The 16,537-nt window shown below is 45.7% G+C and carries 13 protein-coding genes and 1 pseudogene; 7 read left to right on the top strand and 7 right to left on the bottom strand.

Annotated elements, in window-relative coordinates:
- Positions 1-3: 3 nt before the first annotated feature.
- From HRI96_RS09155 to ispF, 6 genes and pseudogenes are all read left to right on the top strand, one after another.
- The gene (locus tag HRI96_RS09155; RefSeq protein WP_210117070.1) at positions 4-1,065 is read left to right on the top strand and encodes an extracellular solute-binding protein; all 1,062 of its coding nucleotides are present in this window, start codon (positions 4-6) and stop codon (positions 1,063-1,065) included.
- 38 nt (positions 1,066-1,103) lie between these two features.
- Positions 1,104-1,592 carry a Holliday junction resolvase-like protein gene (locus HRI96_RS09160; protein WP_256729204.1) on the top strand — a complete coding sequence of 163 codons (489 nt, stop codon included), beginning with the start codon at positions 1,104-1,106 and terminating at the stop codon, positions 1,590-1,592.
- Between the two features lie 49 nt (positions 1,593-1,641).
- Positions 1,642-2,901 carry an OmpA family protein gene (locus HRI96_RS09165; RefSeq protein WP_210117071.1) on the top strand — a complete coding sequence of 420 codons (1,260 nt, stop codon included), beginning with the start codon at positions 1,642-1,644 and terminating at the stop codon, positions 2,899-2,901.
- A 51-nt stretch (positions 2,902-2,952) separates the two neighbouring features.
- Positions 2,953-3,627, top strand: coding sequence for a CarD family transcriptional regulator (locus HRI96_RS09170; RefSeq protein ID WP_210117072.1), 675 nt, complete (start codon positions 2,953-2,955; stop codon positions 3,625-3,627).
- A pseudogene (locus HRI96_RS11875) lies at positions 3,599-4,297 on the top strand (IspD/TarI family cytidylyltransferase); the annotation flags it as partial. The gene HRI96_RS09170 and the pseudogene HRI96_RS11875, both read left to right, overlap by 29 nt.
- Before the next feature lie 42 nt (positions 4,298-4,339).
- Positions 4,340-4,852, top strand: coding sequence for a 2-C-methyl-D-erythritol 2,4-cyclodiphosphate synthase (ispF, locus tag HRI96_RS11880; protein ID WP_346267175.1), 513 nt, complete (start codon positions 4,340-4,342; stop codon positions 4,850-4,852).
- On the opposite strand, the gene HRI96_RS09180 is transcribed toward ispF, so the two are convergent.
- Both HRI96_RS09180 and HRI96_RS09185 read right to left on the bottom strand, forming a co-directional pair.
- Entirely contained in the window at positions 4,804-8,232 is a 3,429-nt protein-coding gene (locus tag HRI96_RS09180) for a SpiroCoCo family coiled-coil protein (protein ID WP_210117074.1), read from the bottom strand. The two genes, ispF and HRI96_RS09180, sit on opposite strands and share 49 nt — an antisense overlap.
- A gap of 82 nt (positions 8,233-8,314) precedes the next feature.
- Positions 8,315-8,998: an HAD family hydrolase gene (locus HRI96_RS09185; RefSeq protein ID WP_210117075.1), complete on the bottom strand. Its 684-nt coding sequence runs from the start codon at positions 8,996-8,998 to the stop codon at positions 8,315-8,317.
- Positions 8,999-9,109: 111 nt separating this feature from the next.
- Between HRI96_RS09185 and HRI96_RS09190 the strand changes: the two genes are divergently transcribed.
- Positions 9,110-9,331 carry a helix-turn-helix domain-containing protein gene (locus tag HRI96_RS09190; protein ID WP_430741161.1) on the top strand — a complete coding sequence of 74 codons (222 nt, stop codon included), beginning with the start codon at positions 9,110-9,112 and terminating at the stop codon, positions 9,329-9,331.
- A 32-nt stretch (positions 9,332-9,363) separates the two neighbouring features.
- On the opposite strand, the gene HRI96_RS09195 is transcribed toward HRI96_RS09190, so the two are convergent.
- The 5 genes from HRI96_RS09195 to HRI96_RS09215 are packed head-to-tail and all read right to left on the bottom strand — an operon-like array spanning position 9,364 to position 16,473.
- Complete coding sequence (locus HRI96_RS09195; protein ID WP_210117076.1) at positions 9,364-10,476, bottom strand: hypothetical protein; 1,113 nt, start codon at positions 10,474-10,476, stop codon at positions 9,364-9,366.
- Positions 10,473-10,880: an ExbD/TolR family protein gene (locus tag HRI96_RS09200; protein ID WP_210117077.1), complete on the bottom strand. Its 408-nt coding sequence runs from the start codon at positions 10,878-10,880 to the stop codon at positions 10,473-10,475. Before HRI96_RS09200 ends, HRI96_RS09195 begins: the two co-directional genes overlap by 4 nt.
- Positions 10,881-11,492 carry a MotA/TolQ/ExbB proton channel family protein gene (locus tag HRI96_RS09205; protein WP_210117078.1) on the bottom strand — a complete coding sequence of 204 codons (612 nt, stop codon included), beginning with the start codon at positions 11,490-11,492 and terminating at the stop codon, positions 10,881-10,883.
- A 23-nt stretch (positions 11,493-11,515) separates the two neighbouring features.
- Entirely contained in the window at positions 11,516-13,234 is a 1,719-nt protein-coding gene (locus HRI96_RS09210; RefSeq protein ID WP_210117079.1) for a hypothetical protein, read from the bottom strand.
- Positions 13,231-16,473: a tetratricopeptide repeat protein gene (locus HRI96_RS09215; protein ID WP_210117080.1), complete on the bottom strand. Its 3,243-nt coding sequence runs from the start codon at positions 16,471-16,473 to the stop codon at positions 13,231-13,233. Before HRI96_RS09215 ends, HRI96_RS09210 begins: the two co-directional genes overlap by 4 nt.
- Between the last annotated feature and the right edge of the window lie 64 nt (positions 16,474-16,537).

The following is a 16,537-nucleotide window of genomic DNA, read 5'->3' on the forward strand; positions in this document are numbered from 1 at the left end:
ATTATGAAAAGAATTTTTAACGAGTTTTTTGCCGCGGCATTAATGGGTGCCGCCATTTTATCCGTTTCCTGCTCAAAAAAAACAAGCGAAACCGCAAATAAAACTCTTTATCTTTTCAATTGGACATATTATACGCCGGATTCGCTGATTAAAAAATTCGAAAAAGAATTCGACGTAACGGTAAAGGTAGACACCTTTGATTCCAACGAGGTCATGTATGCAAAACTAAAAGCGGGAGCCAAGGGGTACGACATAACGTTCCCGTCCCAAGATTACGCTTCAATCATGATAAAACAAGGAATGTTAAAAGAAATCGATATTGAAAAATTTCCCAATTCAAAATATATAAATCCCAAAGTTTTAGAAAAAGCGACTTATGATCCTACAATGAAATACGGCGTGCCTTACTATATGGGAGCGGCGGGAATTGCGGTAAACAAGCAAAAGGTAGCGCACTACGAAAAGACGTGGGGTATCTTCAGCCGTACGGATCTTAAAGATCACATGACAATGATGGACGATATGAGAGAAGTTTTAGGCGACGCGCTTGCATTTCAAGGAAAATCCGTAAACACCATCGACGATAAGGAGATCGAAGAAGCCAAAGACCTTGTAATAAACAGTTGGAGACCGAATCTTATAAAATTCGACGCGGAAGGCTTCGGCAAGTCCTTTGCTTCGGGGGATTTTTGGGTGTGTCAGGGGTATGCGGAAGTTGTTTTCGGCGAAGTGCCGGAAGAAAAACAAGCCGACATGGTTGATTTTTTTATTCCCAAGGAAGGCGGGCCCATGTACATAGATTCCATGGTCATATTAAAAGGAGCGAAAAACTACGAACTCGCCATGAAATTTATAAATTTCATACATGAACCTGAAAATTATGCGATATTTCTAGATGAATTCCGTTTTCCATGCTACGTAAACACGGAAGCCGAAAAATTTCGTAAAACAAAACCCATGTACGACGCCGAAGAAATGGATCCCTGTGAATTAAAAGAGGATTTAGGTGAAGGCCTTGAAAAATACAATAATGCCTGGCAGGAAATACGGTTCACGGCAAAATGACCTTCCCGTGCGGATACTTTTAGTTTATGAGGCATAAAATGAATAGGATATTTTCTGCCGCCGCCGACATAATTTCCTTGTTTGCAAAAAAAGCGGCCGCTTCACCCGAGTATGTCGCTATGGTTTTACTTTTTTTTGCGCTTCTAATCACAGCCTTTTGTATTATACTTTTTCGGATCGGGCTTAAACTCGGGCGCTATGAAGAAAAACAAAAACTCACCGCTTTGCTCCAGGCCGGTCGAGACGACGCCGTAAAGCGCTCGCGTGCGGTCTTAAGCGGACAGATGGCGGAACAGATCGCGCCGTTTTTAAAAGACTTTCCGTGTAATCCTGCGGACGTCCGCTTTGTAGGCAAACCTTTGGATTTTATAGGATTCCCCGGCGCGGCGGACGGGAGCGCAATAAAAGAAATTTTATTTATAGAAGTAAAGACCGGAAATTCAGGTCTTTCAAAGCGCGAACGCGAGATAAAGGCCGCCGTAGAAGAAGGCCGCGTGCGTTACGTCGAATATAATCTGAGTATTTAAAATCTGCCCGATTATCGTCATAAATGCCGATAATTAAGACGGAGTCTTTATGAAAAAAAACAAATTCGCATTATTTATTGCGGTGATCATTTTTGCGCATTTTTCTTTTTTTGCACAGACTAATGTAAACGGCGATTCACCGGGCACAGGCGGAAAAATTTTTACATTCAAATATAAAAAAGACGACAGATATCGGATACTTTCGCGCGTAAACGAAGATGTGCTTATAAACAACCGTCTGGATCATCATTCCGAAATCGTAAGCAGGGTAAGCGTTCACATAGAAAGCGTAAAAGCCGGCGGAAAAGGCGTTCACAAAGCAAACTTTATGACCTCCGACACTTCAACCGCAGGCGAAAACGGCAAACATCTCACGTGGAACGAAGAATACAACAGCGAATATGAAAGAGACCCCCAAGGCCGCTTTACCATAGACGCCGAATATTTTATGCCCGTCATCCGCGACATGCCGGTCTTTCCGCAAAAACCGATATTTCCGGGCGAAACCTGGACGGAAGAAGGATACGAAGCCCACGATCTTAGGCGGACATTCAATATCAAACAGCCTCTCAAAGTGCCGTTTAACGCCGTATATGTCTATGAAGGCGAAAAAAGCGTCGATTCGGGTAAAAAGTTCGATGTCTTTACGGTAACGTACAATCTTTATTTTGACAGCCCTTCTCCCGAAAACAAAGAAGGTCTTTATTCCGAATATCCGGTAACCACTACGGGGTATTCTCAGCAAAAACTGTACTGGGATTACGACAGAGGCGCTTTGGACCATTACACCGAAACGTTCCGCATAACAATCGTAACGTCATACGGCAACGTATTTAAATTTAACGGAACTACGGAAGCCGAAATAACGCAGTTTGAAAGAACGTCGGACGATCTTGATAAGGTTAAAGAAAAAATCGAAAACCTTAACCTTAAAGACGTTCAGGTAAAAAATAACGAAAAAGGAATAACCATAAGCCTTGAAAACATTCAGTTCAAAGCCGATTCGGCGGTGCTGCAGGACAGCGAAAAGGAAAAACTGAAAAAGATCGCCGTCATATTAAAGGAATATCCCAATAACGATCTTCTCATAAGCGGCTATACGGCTCTGGCGGGAACAATGAAGTCGCGTCTTAAACTTTCAAAAGAGAGAGCCGAAGCGGTGGCGGATTATCTGGCGGGAATAGGCGTAAAAGACCTTTATCACATTTTTACAAAAGGATTCGGAGCGCAAAACCCCGTAGCGCCGAATAATACGGACGAAGGCCGCTCCCGCAACAGGCGGGTTGAAATCACTATTCTGGATAAATAGCTAGGGGCTGCCCCTTTGATTATTCCTTCATTTTGTGATATTATACGCTACATGGATTTGAATACTAATTTCAAGCTCAATCAGCAAGTGGTTTATCCCAGCCAGGGCGTAGGCAAAGTAGTCGATATTTTCGAAAAAGTCTTTAACGGCGAAACGCTTCTGCATTATAAAATTTATCTTGAAGTGTCGGACATGATTGTGATCGTGCCGGTAAACCGTGCGGAAGGGCTTGGAATCCGCGCTATAGTTTCTGCGGAAGAAGCGCAAAAAGCGATCGATCTTTTAGGAGAAGGATTTGAGCCTATCACGTCGGATTGGAAATTGCGCTACCAAATGAATCTCGACCTGCTCAAAAAAGGCAGCATCGGCGACATCGCCGTAATAGTCCGCTGTCTATACAACCGAAGCAAGATCAAAGAGCTGCCCATTTTGGAACGAAAGCTTTACGACAACGCAAAAAAACTTCTTGAAGACGAAATTTCATTTGCAATGGGAATCCCCGTCAAAGAAGCGGAATCCCTTCTCCACGAAAAACTCGAACCGCCCGGTCTTGCTCACGAAACCAAACGAATTATCGACAACATGGACGACGACGACGAAGTTTTTGACGACGATGCGGAAGATTCCTCCGATGAAGAAAACGACGATTCCGATGAAAAACCGATGACAGATTCCGTTGACGACGATGAAGAAGACGATGATTCGGACGACGGCTTTGAGGACTGAAATACAGGCGGATTTAATCATCCTTGCGGCCGGAAATTCAAGCCGCATGGGCGGAATAAAAAAAGAATTCCTTCCGATGAAAGACGGCACGGTATTATCACAAGCCGCCCGCGCCTTTTTAGAAGCCTATGATTTTGAGCGCATTGTGATTTCGTTCCCGCCCGGAAATTACGACGGCGCAAAGGCTGCATTTTTTGCGGACCCTGTGATAAATTCCTTATTAAAAAAAACTGAACTGTTTTTTGTCGAGGGCGGTTCTACAAGACAGGCTTCGGTTTTGAATTCCCTTGAAAAACTTGCAGAAGAAAACGCCTCCCCCGATTCCATCGTGCTCATACACGACGGAGCGCGTCCCTTCGTAAGCAAAAAGCTCATACTCGACACTATCGCCGCTGCCAAAAAGACCGGAGCCGCAGTCCCCGCCGTACGTCCCGTGGATACGCAAAAAGAAATCGGCAAGGACAAACTTATAAAAAGGCATTTGATACGTGAAGATTTGGCGGCCGTACAGACGCCGCAGGCCTTTTTGTTTGCGCCGATGCTTAAAGCGCACAGAAACGCCCTAAAAGACGGCTGCGTTTACACCGACGATACCGAAATATGGGGAAAATATGCAGGCGACGTGATAACCGTAGAAGGTGATCCATTGAATAAAAAGATCACATATCCTTCGGATATCGTTAAAGAAACGGAGAATCAAACGAAAAATATGATAAGAGTGGGACTGGGATACGACCTGCACGCGCTTGTCGAAGGGCGAAAACTGTTTTTGGGCGGAGTGCACATTCCTTTCGATAAGGGGGAAGCCGCTCATTCCGACGGCGACGTTCTGTTACATGCAATCACTGACGCGCTGCTAGGCGCTTGCGCGCTCGGCGACATAGGAAGTTTTTTTCCGCCTGAAGACGACAAATGGAAAGACGCCGATTCCGGATCATTGCTAGGCAACGTTTGGAATAAGATAAGCGCAAAAGGCTGGCAGCTTTGCAACCTGGACTGCGTAATTGCGCTTGAAAAGCCTAAATTTTTACCGTACAGGGACGAAGTAAGAAAATCCATAGCTGCGATACTCGGCACGGACGAAGACAGAATCTTTGTAAAAGCCAAAACCGGCGAAAAATTAGGAAAAATAGGCCGAGGCGAAGCGGTGGAAGCGTGGGCAAACTGCCTGCTTGTTCAGTCGTCAGGCATGTCGAGGATCAGTTCTATTTCCGTTTCGGAATGATTCATGCGCCTTGCTATCTCTGAAATTTTCCAGCCTTGCCGCTTCAACGTTTTTATGGCTTCGCGATCCTGCGGGGTTATTCCCGGAGACTGCTTTCCGGGATTCTTTTCAAGATCCGCCTTAGTAAGCCTTGCCAACAGATTGAATTTGGTATCGATATCCTGCGAAAGCTGGTGCAGCCGGGCTTCGCTCCGCCCTATGCCGTCGCGTTCGCTTTTTATGGCGTCGGTCTTGCGGTCGGCTTCTTCCAAGATTTCACGCAGCGAATCGAGTTTTTCTACGGCTTCGTTTATCCGCCCGTTGCTTGACAAAATCAAATCCACATTTTTTTGAACGTCTTCGATTTCCGCCGGCAATGAAGACGCCTGCCGGTTACAATTTGAAAGCCTTTGTTCAAGTTCGCGCAAATTTTCAAATGTTTTGTCCACGTCGGACGCAACCCGGTCTATGACTTCATTTTTCTTTTCAAGGCGGTCGTAGCGGTCGGAAATTCCTGAAAGCGTATTTTGGAAATTGCGCACCGATATCTGTATTTCCTGCAGGTCGTCGCTGGCCGTTTGCAAATCCTTGATTTTAGTATCCATGTTTCCGGACAAGGCAAGCAGCTTGTCAAATTTCGACTCGATATTTTCGATCTGGCTCCGCCCGGAATTAAAGCGCAAGAGTTTTTCGTTAATTTCATTGTCAAGCTTAAGAAGGCTGTTGTATTCCGCCGTCAGTTTTTCGGCGTCGCTTCGGTAAAGATCAATCTTATTGAACCGGTTATCCAATTCCGTGAGCCTGTCGTCCAATTGCTTTTTCATCTGCTCGGCTTTTTCGTAAAGCTGCATTTGAACTTCTATGCTCTTCAATTCCTTGTCAAGTTCGCTCATTCTGGTCTGAAAATCATTTGCATCGTTTTGCATTTTCATGACCATATTTGCCTGACGGACGCGGTTTTCTTCGCCCGCCGATTGGATTTCGGTTCTCAAGGCACGGATTTTTTGTTCGGAATCCGTAGTTTGAGACCGAACTCTCTCCTCCGTAGTTTTGAGCATCTCTTCATACATTTTCTGCATTTCCGATACAATATTTTTGGATCGGTCTTCGTATTCGGAAATGGAAGTTTCGGTCTTATCGTCCAAAGACTCTATGCGCTCCGAAAGTTCGTCGAGCTTTTTTTGCCTTTCCGAAGAATATTCTTCCATGCTGCCGTCGAGAACGCCTTGAGCTTCTTCTATTTTTTGAGCGGCGGCGTCCTTCATGCCTAGAAGCTGTTCTTCAAACAGAGACCTGGCTTCGTCAAACTGCTGTCTCAAGTGCTGTTTCCACGTATTGAATTCGGACATTGCGGCGTCTATCGAAGAAACTCCCGTCTTTTGGCGGCTTTCCACGCCCTCTTCAAAGGCTTTAAGATCTTCAAGTATTTCCTTTTCCTTTTTTTCAAGCTGAGAGATTATTCTTGCGTTATATGCTTCGGACGCTTCTTTTAGAGCTTTTTCGGAATCCGAAGAAGCCTGCTGCAAATTCACACGGTACTGTTCCATAAAACCGGTCATTTCGCTTCGAACCTGTTCAAGCTGCTCCTGAATGTCTTCGCGCGCCAAAGTTATATCCGAAGAGCTGCGGGTCAAAAATTCCTTGTTGCGCTCCTGAAGCGCAAGAAGTTTGTTTTTTAAGTCTTCCGTATAATTGCTTTCCACCGCGTGTCTTTGGTCTTCATACTGCCCCGAAAGTTTTCCGAGCCGGCTGTCAAAATCCTGTTTCCATTCGTTAAGCTCGTCGGAAAGTTTTGTAGCGCTCACTCTCAAATTTGAATCGAAAGAATCTTCAAGTCCGTGAAGTTTTTCGCTCACGCTGTTTACGGCGGATTCTTTTAGGGCGTCTAAAGATTTTTCAAGGGCGGAAAGTTCGGCGGCTATTCTGTCAGAATTATCCTTTATCGAAAGCTCAAAATCACTTTGACGCTTTTGCTGTGCGGCTGAAAAATCCGTAAAATCCGATAAGATGCGGTTCTGAGTCTGATCCATCGCCTTACGAACCGCACTTTCAAGGGATTCAAGATCCTGCCCGGACATTTCAAGATTTGAAAGTCTGTATAACAAGTCCTTTTTATATTCTTCGATGCGGGCGTCCAAATTTGAAAGAGAAGCCGTTACGGCGGAAAGTTTTTCTTCGGCAGACTTTGCAGCCGAGACCGCGCTTTCATTTATCAGATTGATCTTTTCTTGTACGGAATTTTTATACGATTCCAAGTTGCGCTCTGAAATTTCTCTGTATTTTTCATATGCGGCTTTTTCCCTGTTTTCCGCATCGGAAACCGCTTCTAAGAACATAGAATTGTAACGCTCTTGCAATTGTGCAATCTGAGACTCCAGAGAAGCTCTTATACCTTCGAGAGTCTTTCCGTTGCCGTCCGCTTCTTCGGCAAGCTCTTGTGTCGTTTGACGTATTCGGTCTGCGCTCTCGTCAATTCGGCTGTTTAATTCCGCAAACTTTCTTTCAAGCTGTTTGTCGAATGCGAGATTCTGTTCTTCCAACAAGGATTCGTATCTTTCCTGCAGACTTTTTTCACGCTGTTCCGTTTCGGCCATTGCCTTAGTTAAAAAATCCGCCGTATCGGAAAGCTGTTTTTTAATTTCCTCGGAATTTCGGTTTATTTCGGTCTTATAAGATTCGCAGCGCGCGGAAGCCTTTTCGCTCAGATGTTTAAAAACGGTGTCTTCAAGCTGAGTCGCTTTTTGGGCGGCGGAATTATACGCGGACGCTATGTCGGCATTCAGCTTTGCAAGAAGTTCTTCGCTCCGTTTTTGGGCGGCGCCGGTCGATTCGTCAAGTTTTTGAGCGCGCAGCTGATAGCGATTCAAAAGTTCGCTTCCTATCGCCTTGAGCTGTTCGGCGTTTTTGCCTGCAAAATCCGCGGTAATGACGGACAGCTTTTTTTCAATGGAATCCGCCGTCTTTTTTTGAGCGTCGAAACGCGCATTTACCTGATCGATGACGGAAGACGCTTTTTGTATGCGAAGAAGGTTTTCTTCAACCCGCGCGGACATATCGACGAGTTTTGCAAGTTCGTCTTCATATTCGGAAGTTTTTTGCTTAAGATTATCTACAACGGAAGTTTTTTCGGAAAGATTTTCCGTCATCTGACGAAATTCCGCAAGCTGCTTTTCAAAGCGTTTAACGGCAGCCGCAGACATAGTCTGCTTTGCGTCAAGTTCGGCGCCTACCGTCATAAGCGCATGATTTTTATCTTTGAAGTATGCGTCAAAATCGGACATGCGCTTGTCCGCGTACTGACGAACCTTATCCATCGAATTATTGTCTTTATCCAAATAACGGAATACCAATACAACGCCGAAAGATAATATCAGCGACAATAAGATCGTAAATACTCCCACTTTTACCCATCCAAACAACAACGGAACTTCGCCCTGCATTCAAGACATAACGAAGTCCAAAGTATTTATGAATCCGGGAATTTCAATTTCCCGGCGTTCCTTCCAATATGATGTCCTGAAACTTCCTGTAATCGGCAAAACAAATATCGGCGCTAGGACATTTTATATGAAACAGCCTTCGATACCACGGTTCAAGATAAGCGGTCTTCATCCCGGCGTTTTTTGCGCCGTTCACATCGAAACGAATACTGTTTCCTACGTAAAGTATTTTTTCGGGAGGAACCTTAAGCACCATCGATAAAATTCCGAACGGATATTTGGACGGTTTAAGAGCGCCGATAGTTTCCGTTCCTAAAACAGTTTCGCAATACGGTATAACTCCCCAGACAGCTCCCTTTTGTTCGGGCGGAAAATCGGACAAAATCGCAAGCCTGTAACCCGCTTCTTTTAACTTACGGAAAGTCTCTTCAACATTTTTGTAAGGGGTTAAAGAATCAAAAAAAGGTCTAAGCCCCTTGTACACAATAGTGTCGATCTTTTCTCTTGCTTCCGCAGCGGTACACTTCATCTCTATTGCCAAAAGCCTTGCCTGATATTCAAAAAAATCCGCCAGCGGAGCCGTCCTGTGAAGAATTTTTCTTACCTTACCGTACTGTAAAAAAAAACGCAGATGAGAAAGGATATATGGAAATATTTTTAAGTTAAGCCGCCAGGAAGGATACAGAGTACCGTCTATATCAAAAGCTATTACCTCAAAATCTTTCATTCTTTTATTATATAATATCTTACACGGATATGTCGAGTTGTAAAAATATTAAAGACAGAAATGTCGCCTGAATCCGTAAAACGTGCAAAGATAAAGGCGGAGCCGGGTATTATGGCCATAAGATTAGCCGAACTTCGTGAAGAAAGAAACGTAAAACAGTCGGAAATGACAAATTTTACTCAGTCATCGGTTTCAAAAATCGAAAAGAGAAAAGATATAAAAATTTCAACATTGATAGATTATCTGAATAGTTTGGGGATGGGGCTTGAAATAATTACTTATCCTAAAATGTCGGATTCAAAGAGCATGGAAAAAGTTTTGCTAAAAGTGTAGGAAACTTAGCGCGGTTTTCAAAACCGATAAAGCTATTTTTTTACGATCGTAAGATCGAATACTGCCGTACTTTCGGATGAAGATTGCGCAAAACGCCATTTTGCGATCTGTTCCTTTATTTCAGTTTGAACTGCAGGCGACAAAGACGAAGACGGCATAGTTATTCCGGATAGCAGAACGTTCCCGTTAGGCAAGATTCTAAACTTGATTTTCAGTTCTAACGACGTTTCAATAGATTCGGCATTCTTGTTTGAAATACGAATCACAGGTTCCTTAGGCTCCAAAAGCCGGCGCACGCTTCCGTCCGTCATCGCTATAGAAATTCCGGACGATTTGCCGTCAGACGAAGCGTAAGAAGCGGCTCCCAGCAAAGCGGTAGACGTAACGGAATTTCCCGAAGAAGAAAAAGAGCGCGGGCGTGCCGATCCTATACCGCTTAAAGATTCTTTTACGCTGCCGGAAACGTTCAAATTTTCCTGAGAAAACCGCGAATCTGACGATGACGACACGCCCGCTGCCGGCTCGGAAGCGGAACTTGCAGCGCTTCCCGAGCTCCCGCGCACAGCGTCGGAATCTGCAATCCGCTTTTGTACGGCAGCGCCTTCGGGCGCAGATCCTGAAACTACGGTATTTACGCCGCCGTTAAAAACGCTGTCGTTCCATGCGCTTGATTCGGCTTTTTTTCGAGAAGAAAGCTGTTCGACTAAAAGCTCTTCATTGCTTTTAGCATATTGGGGTTTTGAAAGCGTATACTTCGGAGCTTGCGTAGCTTGCCGGGCAGGCTGGCTTGAAGACGAAGGCGTTTTTGAAGCGGGCGAAGTCCGCAAAGGCGAAACCTGCGGCGAAGTTTCACGTGCCGACTCTTTTTGCGCGGGCTGCGAACTTTGAGCGGAATATGGGCGAGTCTTTTCGGAAGACGCCGAAGGCTCCGCAAAAGTTTTTAAATTTTGCGGTTCGGTAAGCGTTATACGAATTTCTTTATATTCGGGAGCGAAAGGTTTAAAATGCACCGACAACGATAGAATGCATAAGACGATCCAAATACAGGCCGTCGCCGAAAAAGCAAGCTTTCTGCCTTTTGCATTAATATCGTCGTCTTCATGGATAATAAAAAAATGATCGGCAAGCCTTCGCACAAAATTCATTTTTTAGTCGTCCTGAGATTTACGGCGGAAAATCCGTTTTTCCTTAATACGTCAAAAATGCGCACGATAGTCCCGTTGGTAACTTCGCTGTCGGCTTCAAGGGTGACAGGATATTCTTCCCTAGGCTTTTCTCCGGTGTCAAAAGCGGCAAGATTTTCATCCAAAGCCTTGTAAGAGACTTTAAGTTCGTTAAAATACATATCGCCGTTTTTTTCCGCAGTGATCGTTATTCCGGCGGAGGCGGCCGATTTCGCTGTAGAACTTTCAGGCAGGGCGACACTTATGCCCGGCAGCACCGCAAAAGTCGTCGAAACAAGAAAGAAAAGTATGAGCTGGAAAACTACGTCTATCATGGGAACGAGATCGACGTTGGCTTTTAAACCGTTTCTTCGTTTTACGCGCATTTAGCGAATCCTTCCCGACAAACGCAATAAAACCGACGTTACAGCAGATTCCATTTCCGCAATGCGGCGGTTTACCCGCGACACAAAATAATTGTGAAATATAAGAGCCGGAATTGAAACGGAAAGTCCGGCCGCAGTTGTAAGGAGAGCTTCTCCGATCGCGCCTGCAAGCGAAGCGGGATCTCCCATAGAACCGCCCGCGCTCAAAACGCCGAAGGCTTTAATGTTGCCTGTGACGGTTCCGAGAAGCCCCAGTAAGGTGGAAATATTCGCTATGGTTCCCAGCGGCGTGAGCAAATGCTCAAACTGGGGTATCACGGCGTTCATTTCGGCAGAAACGGCTTCTTTTAAATCGTCTTCAGCCCAACGGCGGCATTCAAGAGCCTTTTTTATAACTTGCGCGGCGGGAGTTCCGGCGGCGACACAATCCGCTTGAGCTGTTTGAAAATCGTTTTGCATAAGACTCTTATCAAGCAGCAAATTCAATTCGCCGTCGCGCTTTTTAATCGAAAAAAAATAATAACTGCGTTCTATTATGATAAAGGTTCCGGCGACTGCACATAAAAAAATGGGAATCATCAACAGCCCGCCTGATCGCAATAAATCGAACATCACATCACCTCGCTGAATATATTTTAGAAAAAGAATTTTACCAAAAGGGCGGCACTGCCGCTCCTTGCGCCGTATTTACCGGCGTAGGTTCTCAGCCTGCCGGCAGCCAATTTTACAATATCATCCACTTGCACCGCAATGCGGACTGCAGAAGTAAAACGAACAAAACTTGCAAAGTCAATTACAGGAGTTTTATCGGCGCCCTCACCCGCTTCAAATCCCAGGGAAAGGTCGGCTCCCGTGCGGGCGTCGGAGCTTTGCACGGACGCGGCGAATTCCGCCAAATGCCTGCTTTCAAGCACCGGAATGTCCTTCCACTCTGCAGTCCACAAAGCCGAAAACGTAAATATTCCCGCATAAAACGAAATATCCGCCTTTGTTTTCAAAAGCTCGCGCTCGGTTTCGGTAAATCCGTACATTCCGGACGGCAAAGCTCTCTCGTAATCCGGCTGCCAAACGCCGTTGCCGAATGCGGTTTTACGGTATTCGGCGGAACCGTTAAAAGTAAGATTTGCGTTTACAGGAAAAGCCGTCCGAACATAAGCATACCAGTCCGTAGTTTCCGGAGGAATAAAATTTAGAACGGCAAAGCCGTACTTCTTTTCAAGCATGGAATACGTTTCCTGCACTGAAGATATTCCTCCTTGAGCTGAAAACACGAACGGGCCGCTCATAAACGACGGTTCCGCTTTTATCTCAAAGCCGAGCGTAAAAGGAACGATAATTTTACGATCGCTTCCGATCGCAGTTCCCGCGACGGCGGAAACTTCTTCAAAAACGGTAAAAATGCCGTTCGACCAGCTTATGTCCGCTCCAAGGCGGCCTCTGTGAGCGGCCTGCGCGTCAAATTCCGAGGACGTTATGTTTTCATCACCCGCAATATTATTCTGCTGTTTATAATCCGCTAAAACTTTCAATTTAACCTGTCCTATTTCCCAAGATGCGCGGACAAAGGGATCCAAAAGGAATATCGAAGCGCCTTCTTCAGGAGCCGAAACGGAGGACGAATTCTTTTTTCCTGCATAACGGCCGTACCACGAAGCGCCGGCGGAAAAAGTCAGCTCAAAAATATCCGAAGGATGAAAACCCGCTTCTACCCTTCCGCCCAAATTCCGTTTTGAAACGTCGTAAAATACGGGAGAAACATTTTGCATTCCGTTACCGTTTTTTTCATACGAGCCTGAGAATTTCCAGACGGAAGAAGGCAGCGTAAAAGTTTTATCGCCGTAAATCTTAGTCATTTCGTCAAAAAAACCGTCGGAGGCGTCTTTTCGGGAATATCCTGCGGAGCTTTCATGAAAAAAGCCCAGCGAAAACGGGTTTTCGCCCGAAGATCGATAAACCGAAAAATCGCCTGTAAAAAACTCAGGATAACCGCCGCCCACAAGCCCTTCCACAAAGATATCCTTTTCTTTTGTTTTTTCGCCGGCAGTTTCCGTAAGCGGATCTTCTCTCAAAGGATAATCGGGCAGCCGCACAAAGTTTCCGGACGCAGTATTTTCATCGACAATCACGTCGGAAAAATCGGGCAGAGCGTCTTTTACCGTAAGAACTTCGTTACCGGAAACAACCGTTTCCATATCGGGCAAGATTATCTCTTCCGTATGCGACGCTGAAATGCATAAAAAAAGCAAAGACGCAAATATAAAAAATTTAACCGGACAGCCCAAGCGGCCGTTTTTTATCTCGTTCACACTGATATTCATAAAATCAAAACCTCGTCTTTTCCATCGTTTTTTCACATTCGGTATTTCTCCACAATACGCTTAGCTCCCGCATTTTGCGCGCTTTCGGGATAAAGCTTTTCAAGCAGAGAGGCCGTCTCTTTCGCGTTGCCGTACTGCGACGCAGCGTCAAAGGCTTCAACGGCGCCGTACAAAGCCGCCGCCGCAGAATCTTCATAGGCGCTCATGCGGTAATAAGACGCCGCGTCAAGATACAGCTTTGCGCTTTCGGCATTTTTTTCCTGGCGGCGGCGGTACGAAGCGAGCAAAACTGCGTTTTTAGCGGCGAACAGACTTTCCGAGTCAAGATTCTTTTTCTGTACGGCAAGAAGTTGTGCGGAAAGCGAGATCGCCTTTTCCTGCATATCGGGCGATTTTGAATACAATGCGGCAAGTTCCGTACCGGCTTTGCGGCCGGCAGGCGTGTCAATTCCGCCCGAATTTTCATATTCGGAAATTTTTTGCACGATTTTTATATCGCTTCCGGAGACGAGCTGTTCAAGCTCTTTGATTTGCTCATCGATTTTGTCGTCTTTCGCCTGCCGGCCGTATTCGGATAAAAGCCTGTTCGCTTCAGCCAAAGCGGATCGGTAATCTCCCGTCTGCCTGTAAAGCAAACACAAATTCTTTACGGCGCCATAGCGGTATGCGCTTTCGGGCACGGTGCTCAAAAAAAGCTCGTATTGAAGAACAGCCTTATCGGTAAAACCTAAAGCGGCAAGGCTTTCCGCACAAAAATACATAGCGGCATCGTAGAATCTTCCCGACGGGAATTTTCTTATATACTCTTCAAAACGATTGACGGCGGCATTATAATCCTTTGCGGCGTAATAAAGCTCGCCACGCCGATACGAGGCGTCTTCCGAAAGCGCGTCAAGGGAAAAATCTTTTATTATGGAAGCATACAGCGCATCCGCTTCTTTTATCTTTTTGTCTTTTTCATAAATTTGCGCAAGCACATACCTGCACTGCAAGGCAAATTCATCTTTTTGCACGGAATAGGGTTTTAAAAGCGACGCGGCTTTTTCAAATTGTTCCATGTCCGAATAAATTCCCGCACATAAAAGAGAGGCTTTACGTCTTTTATTCGGCGATATTGAAATTTTAAGCGCCTCTTCGGCCGCGCTTTCCGCGCCTTTGAGGTTTCCCGATTGGACGGCGGCGGAAGCGGACGTCATATAGGCGTTCCACGCCAGTTCGTGCGAAGGATATTGCCCGGCAAAGGCGACGAGCGTCTTATATGCCGCTGCGAAGTCGGAATTTCGGTATTGTGCGTAACCGCAGTAAAATTGCGCAAAAGCCCTGTATTTAGGCTTTGCATCTTTATCTGAAAGATATTTTGAAAATTCTTTTACAGCGGAATTCCAGTCGCCGAGATTAAAATCGGCGAGAGCCGCATAATAAGGCGCTTCCGCAAGGAGAGACAGTCTTGCCGAAGCTGAAGCCTCTTTATTTTTCCCCGTGCGTATCAAAAGATTTACGTAATTCAAACGCATCTGATCTGACAATAAAGAATCCTTTTCCAGATCCGAAAATACAGCCAAGGCTTTTTCAAGCGGATCTCCGTTTTTTCCGTCATTGCCGCCGCTTTTTCCCCCTCCGCCTAAATCCGATAGGACAAGAGCGTATAAAAGCCTGCTTTCACCGCTGTGTTTCCATGCGGCGCTTCCCTCGATTTCGGTTTCAAGTGAAGAAACCGCAGACGCCGTATTTCCGGTCTTATATTCGGCAAAGGCCTTCCAATAAAGCGAATCGGCGTCAGGGCTTTTTATGCGGGAAAGGTATTTAAAACAAGCGTCCCAGTTTTGACGCAAAGCCGAATAACGGGCAAGACGTTTTAAAACGTCTTCATATACTAACACTATAGAATCGTTTTCACAGCCTGCAGATTCGCCTGAAACAGCAAACGCACCGGCGACGCCGTTTTTATTTCCGCCGTCAGGCGCCTTGCTTCCAAAGCTTTTTTTTGCCGATTCCAATTCTTCCAGAACCGGTAAAAGATAAGTTTCTGCGGCTAAAGCTCCGGCTCTAAGATTTTCGCCGGCAGAGTTTTCAACCGATCTTGAATTTGCGCTAGCGCCGCCGGCTATTTTGTCCGCTTTGTCCGTCTTGCCTGCCGCAGATCTTTCCGTTCCGAAACCCTTCAAGATCAGCTCCGCATCGTAAACGGCTCTTATGTACCGCACGGGTTCCGAGGCGTTTTCATTTATTGAAGAAAGATAGGCTTTTGCCTTAGGATAATCTTTCGATCGGAATGAATCGATGGCAAGTCTCAGCCAAAATTCATCGATAATATCAATATCGCGCCCAAGTCCAAGATCCGAAGAATCCGGATCGGAAAAATTGGAAAACTTTTTGCCGACAGACGAAAGTATTTCTCCCGGATCCTTTTTTACTTCTGCGGGATGTGAAGAAGACAGCGTATACGCTTTTTGCAGAGCCGAAATAACTAAAGGGCGTTCGCTTCCGGCAAGAACTTTTTCATAAAGATCGTAAGCCGCTCTATAATTTCCGAGAGCCGCTTGGCAGTCTCCGGCGTACAGCGTAATTTTATCGTTTACGGGCGGCGAAAGCGCGGCAAAAGACGGATAGATTTTTAAGACCTTTTCAAACTGCCTTGTACGAAAGTACGAACCGGCAAGGAGGACGGCGGCTTCTTCATATTCTTCAAGGGAATAAAGCGGCCCGTTTGCGATAACGAATTCAAAAAGAGGAACGGCGGAAAAATAATCTTCCTGAAAAACGCAAGTTTTCCCCGCGTAAAAAAGCGAAGAAGCGTAAAAAAAACTTGATTTTTCATTTTCTTTTGAAAGCGAAGCCGCTTTGTAAAATAAATTTCGCGCGGAGGAAAGATCTTTCAGCGACAAGGCTGTGCGGGCAAGCCAGTATGAAGAGGCGGTTAAAAGTTTTTCGTCATCCTTCGCGGCCGATAAAGCCTTTTCAAGAACGTCTTCGGCTTCGCTAAAACGGGACAATCGGAATAAACTTTCGCCTTCAAAGACGAGAACCTGCGGTAAAAACACCGAAAAAGGATAATTTTTTAAAAATATTTCCGATCGGGAAACGGTTCCCGGATAAAAGCCGCTGTTATAAGCCGCCTGTATTTCTCCGAACAAAAAAACCTCGGTCGGAACCGCTTCGGATGAAGATATGCCGGCTGCGGAAGTTTTAAAATTACCCGCGCCGTAATCTGCCGAAGAAAAAGCAGGAACTTCGTCCCGCACGGTTCGGGCGCCGGACTCAGCTTCGGCAGCCAAGGGAACCGTCGCCCCCGAGAACGCTAGAGCCGCAAAAACAATTCCTGCAAGGCCGCCTGATAAC

The sequence above is a fragment of the Treponema parvum genome, assembly GCF_017893945.1.
In the GTDB taxonomy this organism is placed as follows: Bacteria; Spirochaetota; Spirochaetia; order Treponematales; family Treponemataceae; genus Treponema_D; species Treponema_D parvum_A.

Excerpts from the sequence above, each read along its gene's own strand:
- HRI96_RS09160 (WP_256729204.1), top strand. The coding sequence starts at position 1,104 with ATGAATAGGATATTTTCTGCCGCCGCCGACATAATTTCCTTGTTTGCA.
- HRI96_RS09165 (WP_210117071.1), top strand. The coding sequence starts at position 1,642 with ATGAAAAAAAACAAATTCGCATTATTTATTGCGGTGATCATTTTTGCG.
- HRI96_RS09185 (WP_210117075.1), bottom strand. The coding sequence starts at position 8,998 with ATGAAAGATTTTGAGGTAATAGCTTTTGATATAGACGGTACTCTGTAT.
- HRI96_RS09195 (WP_210117076.1), bottom strand. The coding sequence starts at position 10,476 with ATGAATTTTGTGCGAAGGCTTGCCGATCATTTTTTTATTATCCATGAA.
- HRI96_RS09190 (WP_430741161.1), top strand. The coding sequence starts at position 9,110 with ATGGCCATAAGATTAGCCGAACTTCGTGAAGAAAGAAACGTAAAACAG.
- HRI96_RS09205 (WP_210117078.1), bottom strand. The coding sequence starts at position 11,492 with ATGTTCGATTTATTGCGATCAGGCGGGCTGTTGATGATTCCCATTTTT.
- HRI96_RS09155 (WP_210117070.1), top strand. The coding sequence starts at position 4 with ATGAAAAGAATTTTTAACGAGTTTTTTGCCGCGGCATTAATGGGTGCC.
- HRI96_RS09200 (WP_210117077.1), bottom strand. The coding sequence starts at position 10,880 with ATGCGCGTAAAACGAAGAAACGGTTTAAAAGCCAACGTCGATCTCGTT.
- HRI96_RS09170 (WP_210117072.1), top strand. The coding sequence starts at position 2,953 with ATGGATTTGAATACTAATTTCAAGCTCAATCAGCAAGTGGTTTATCCC.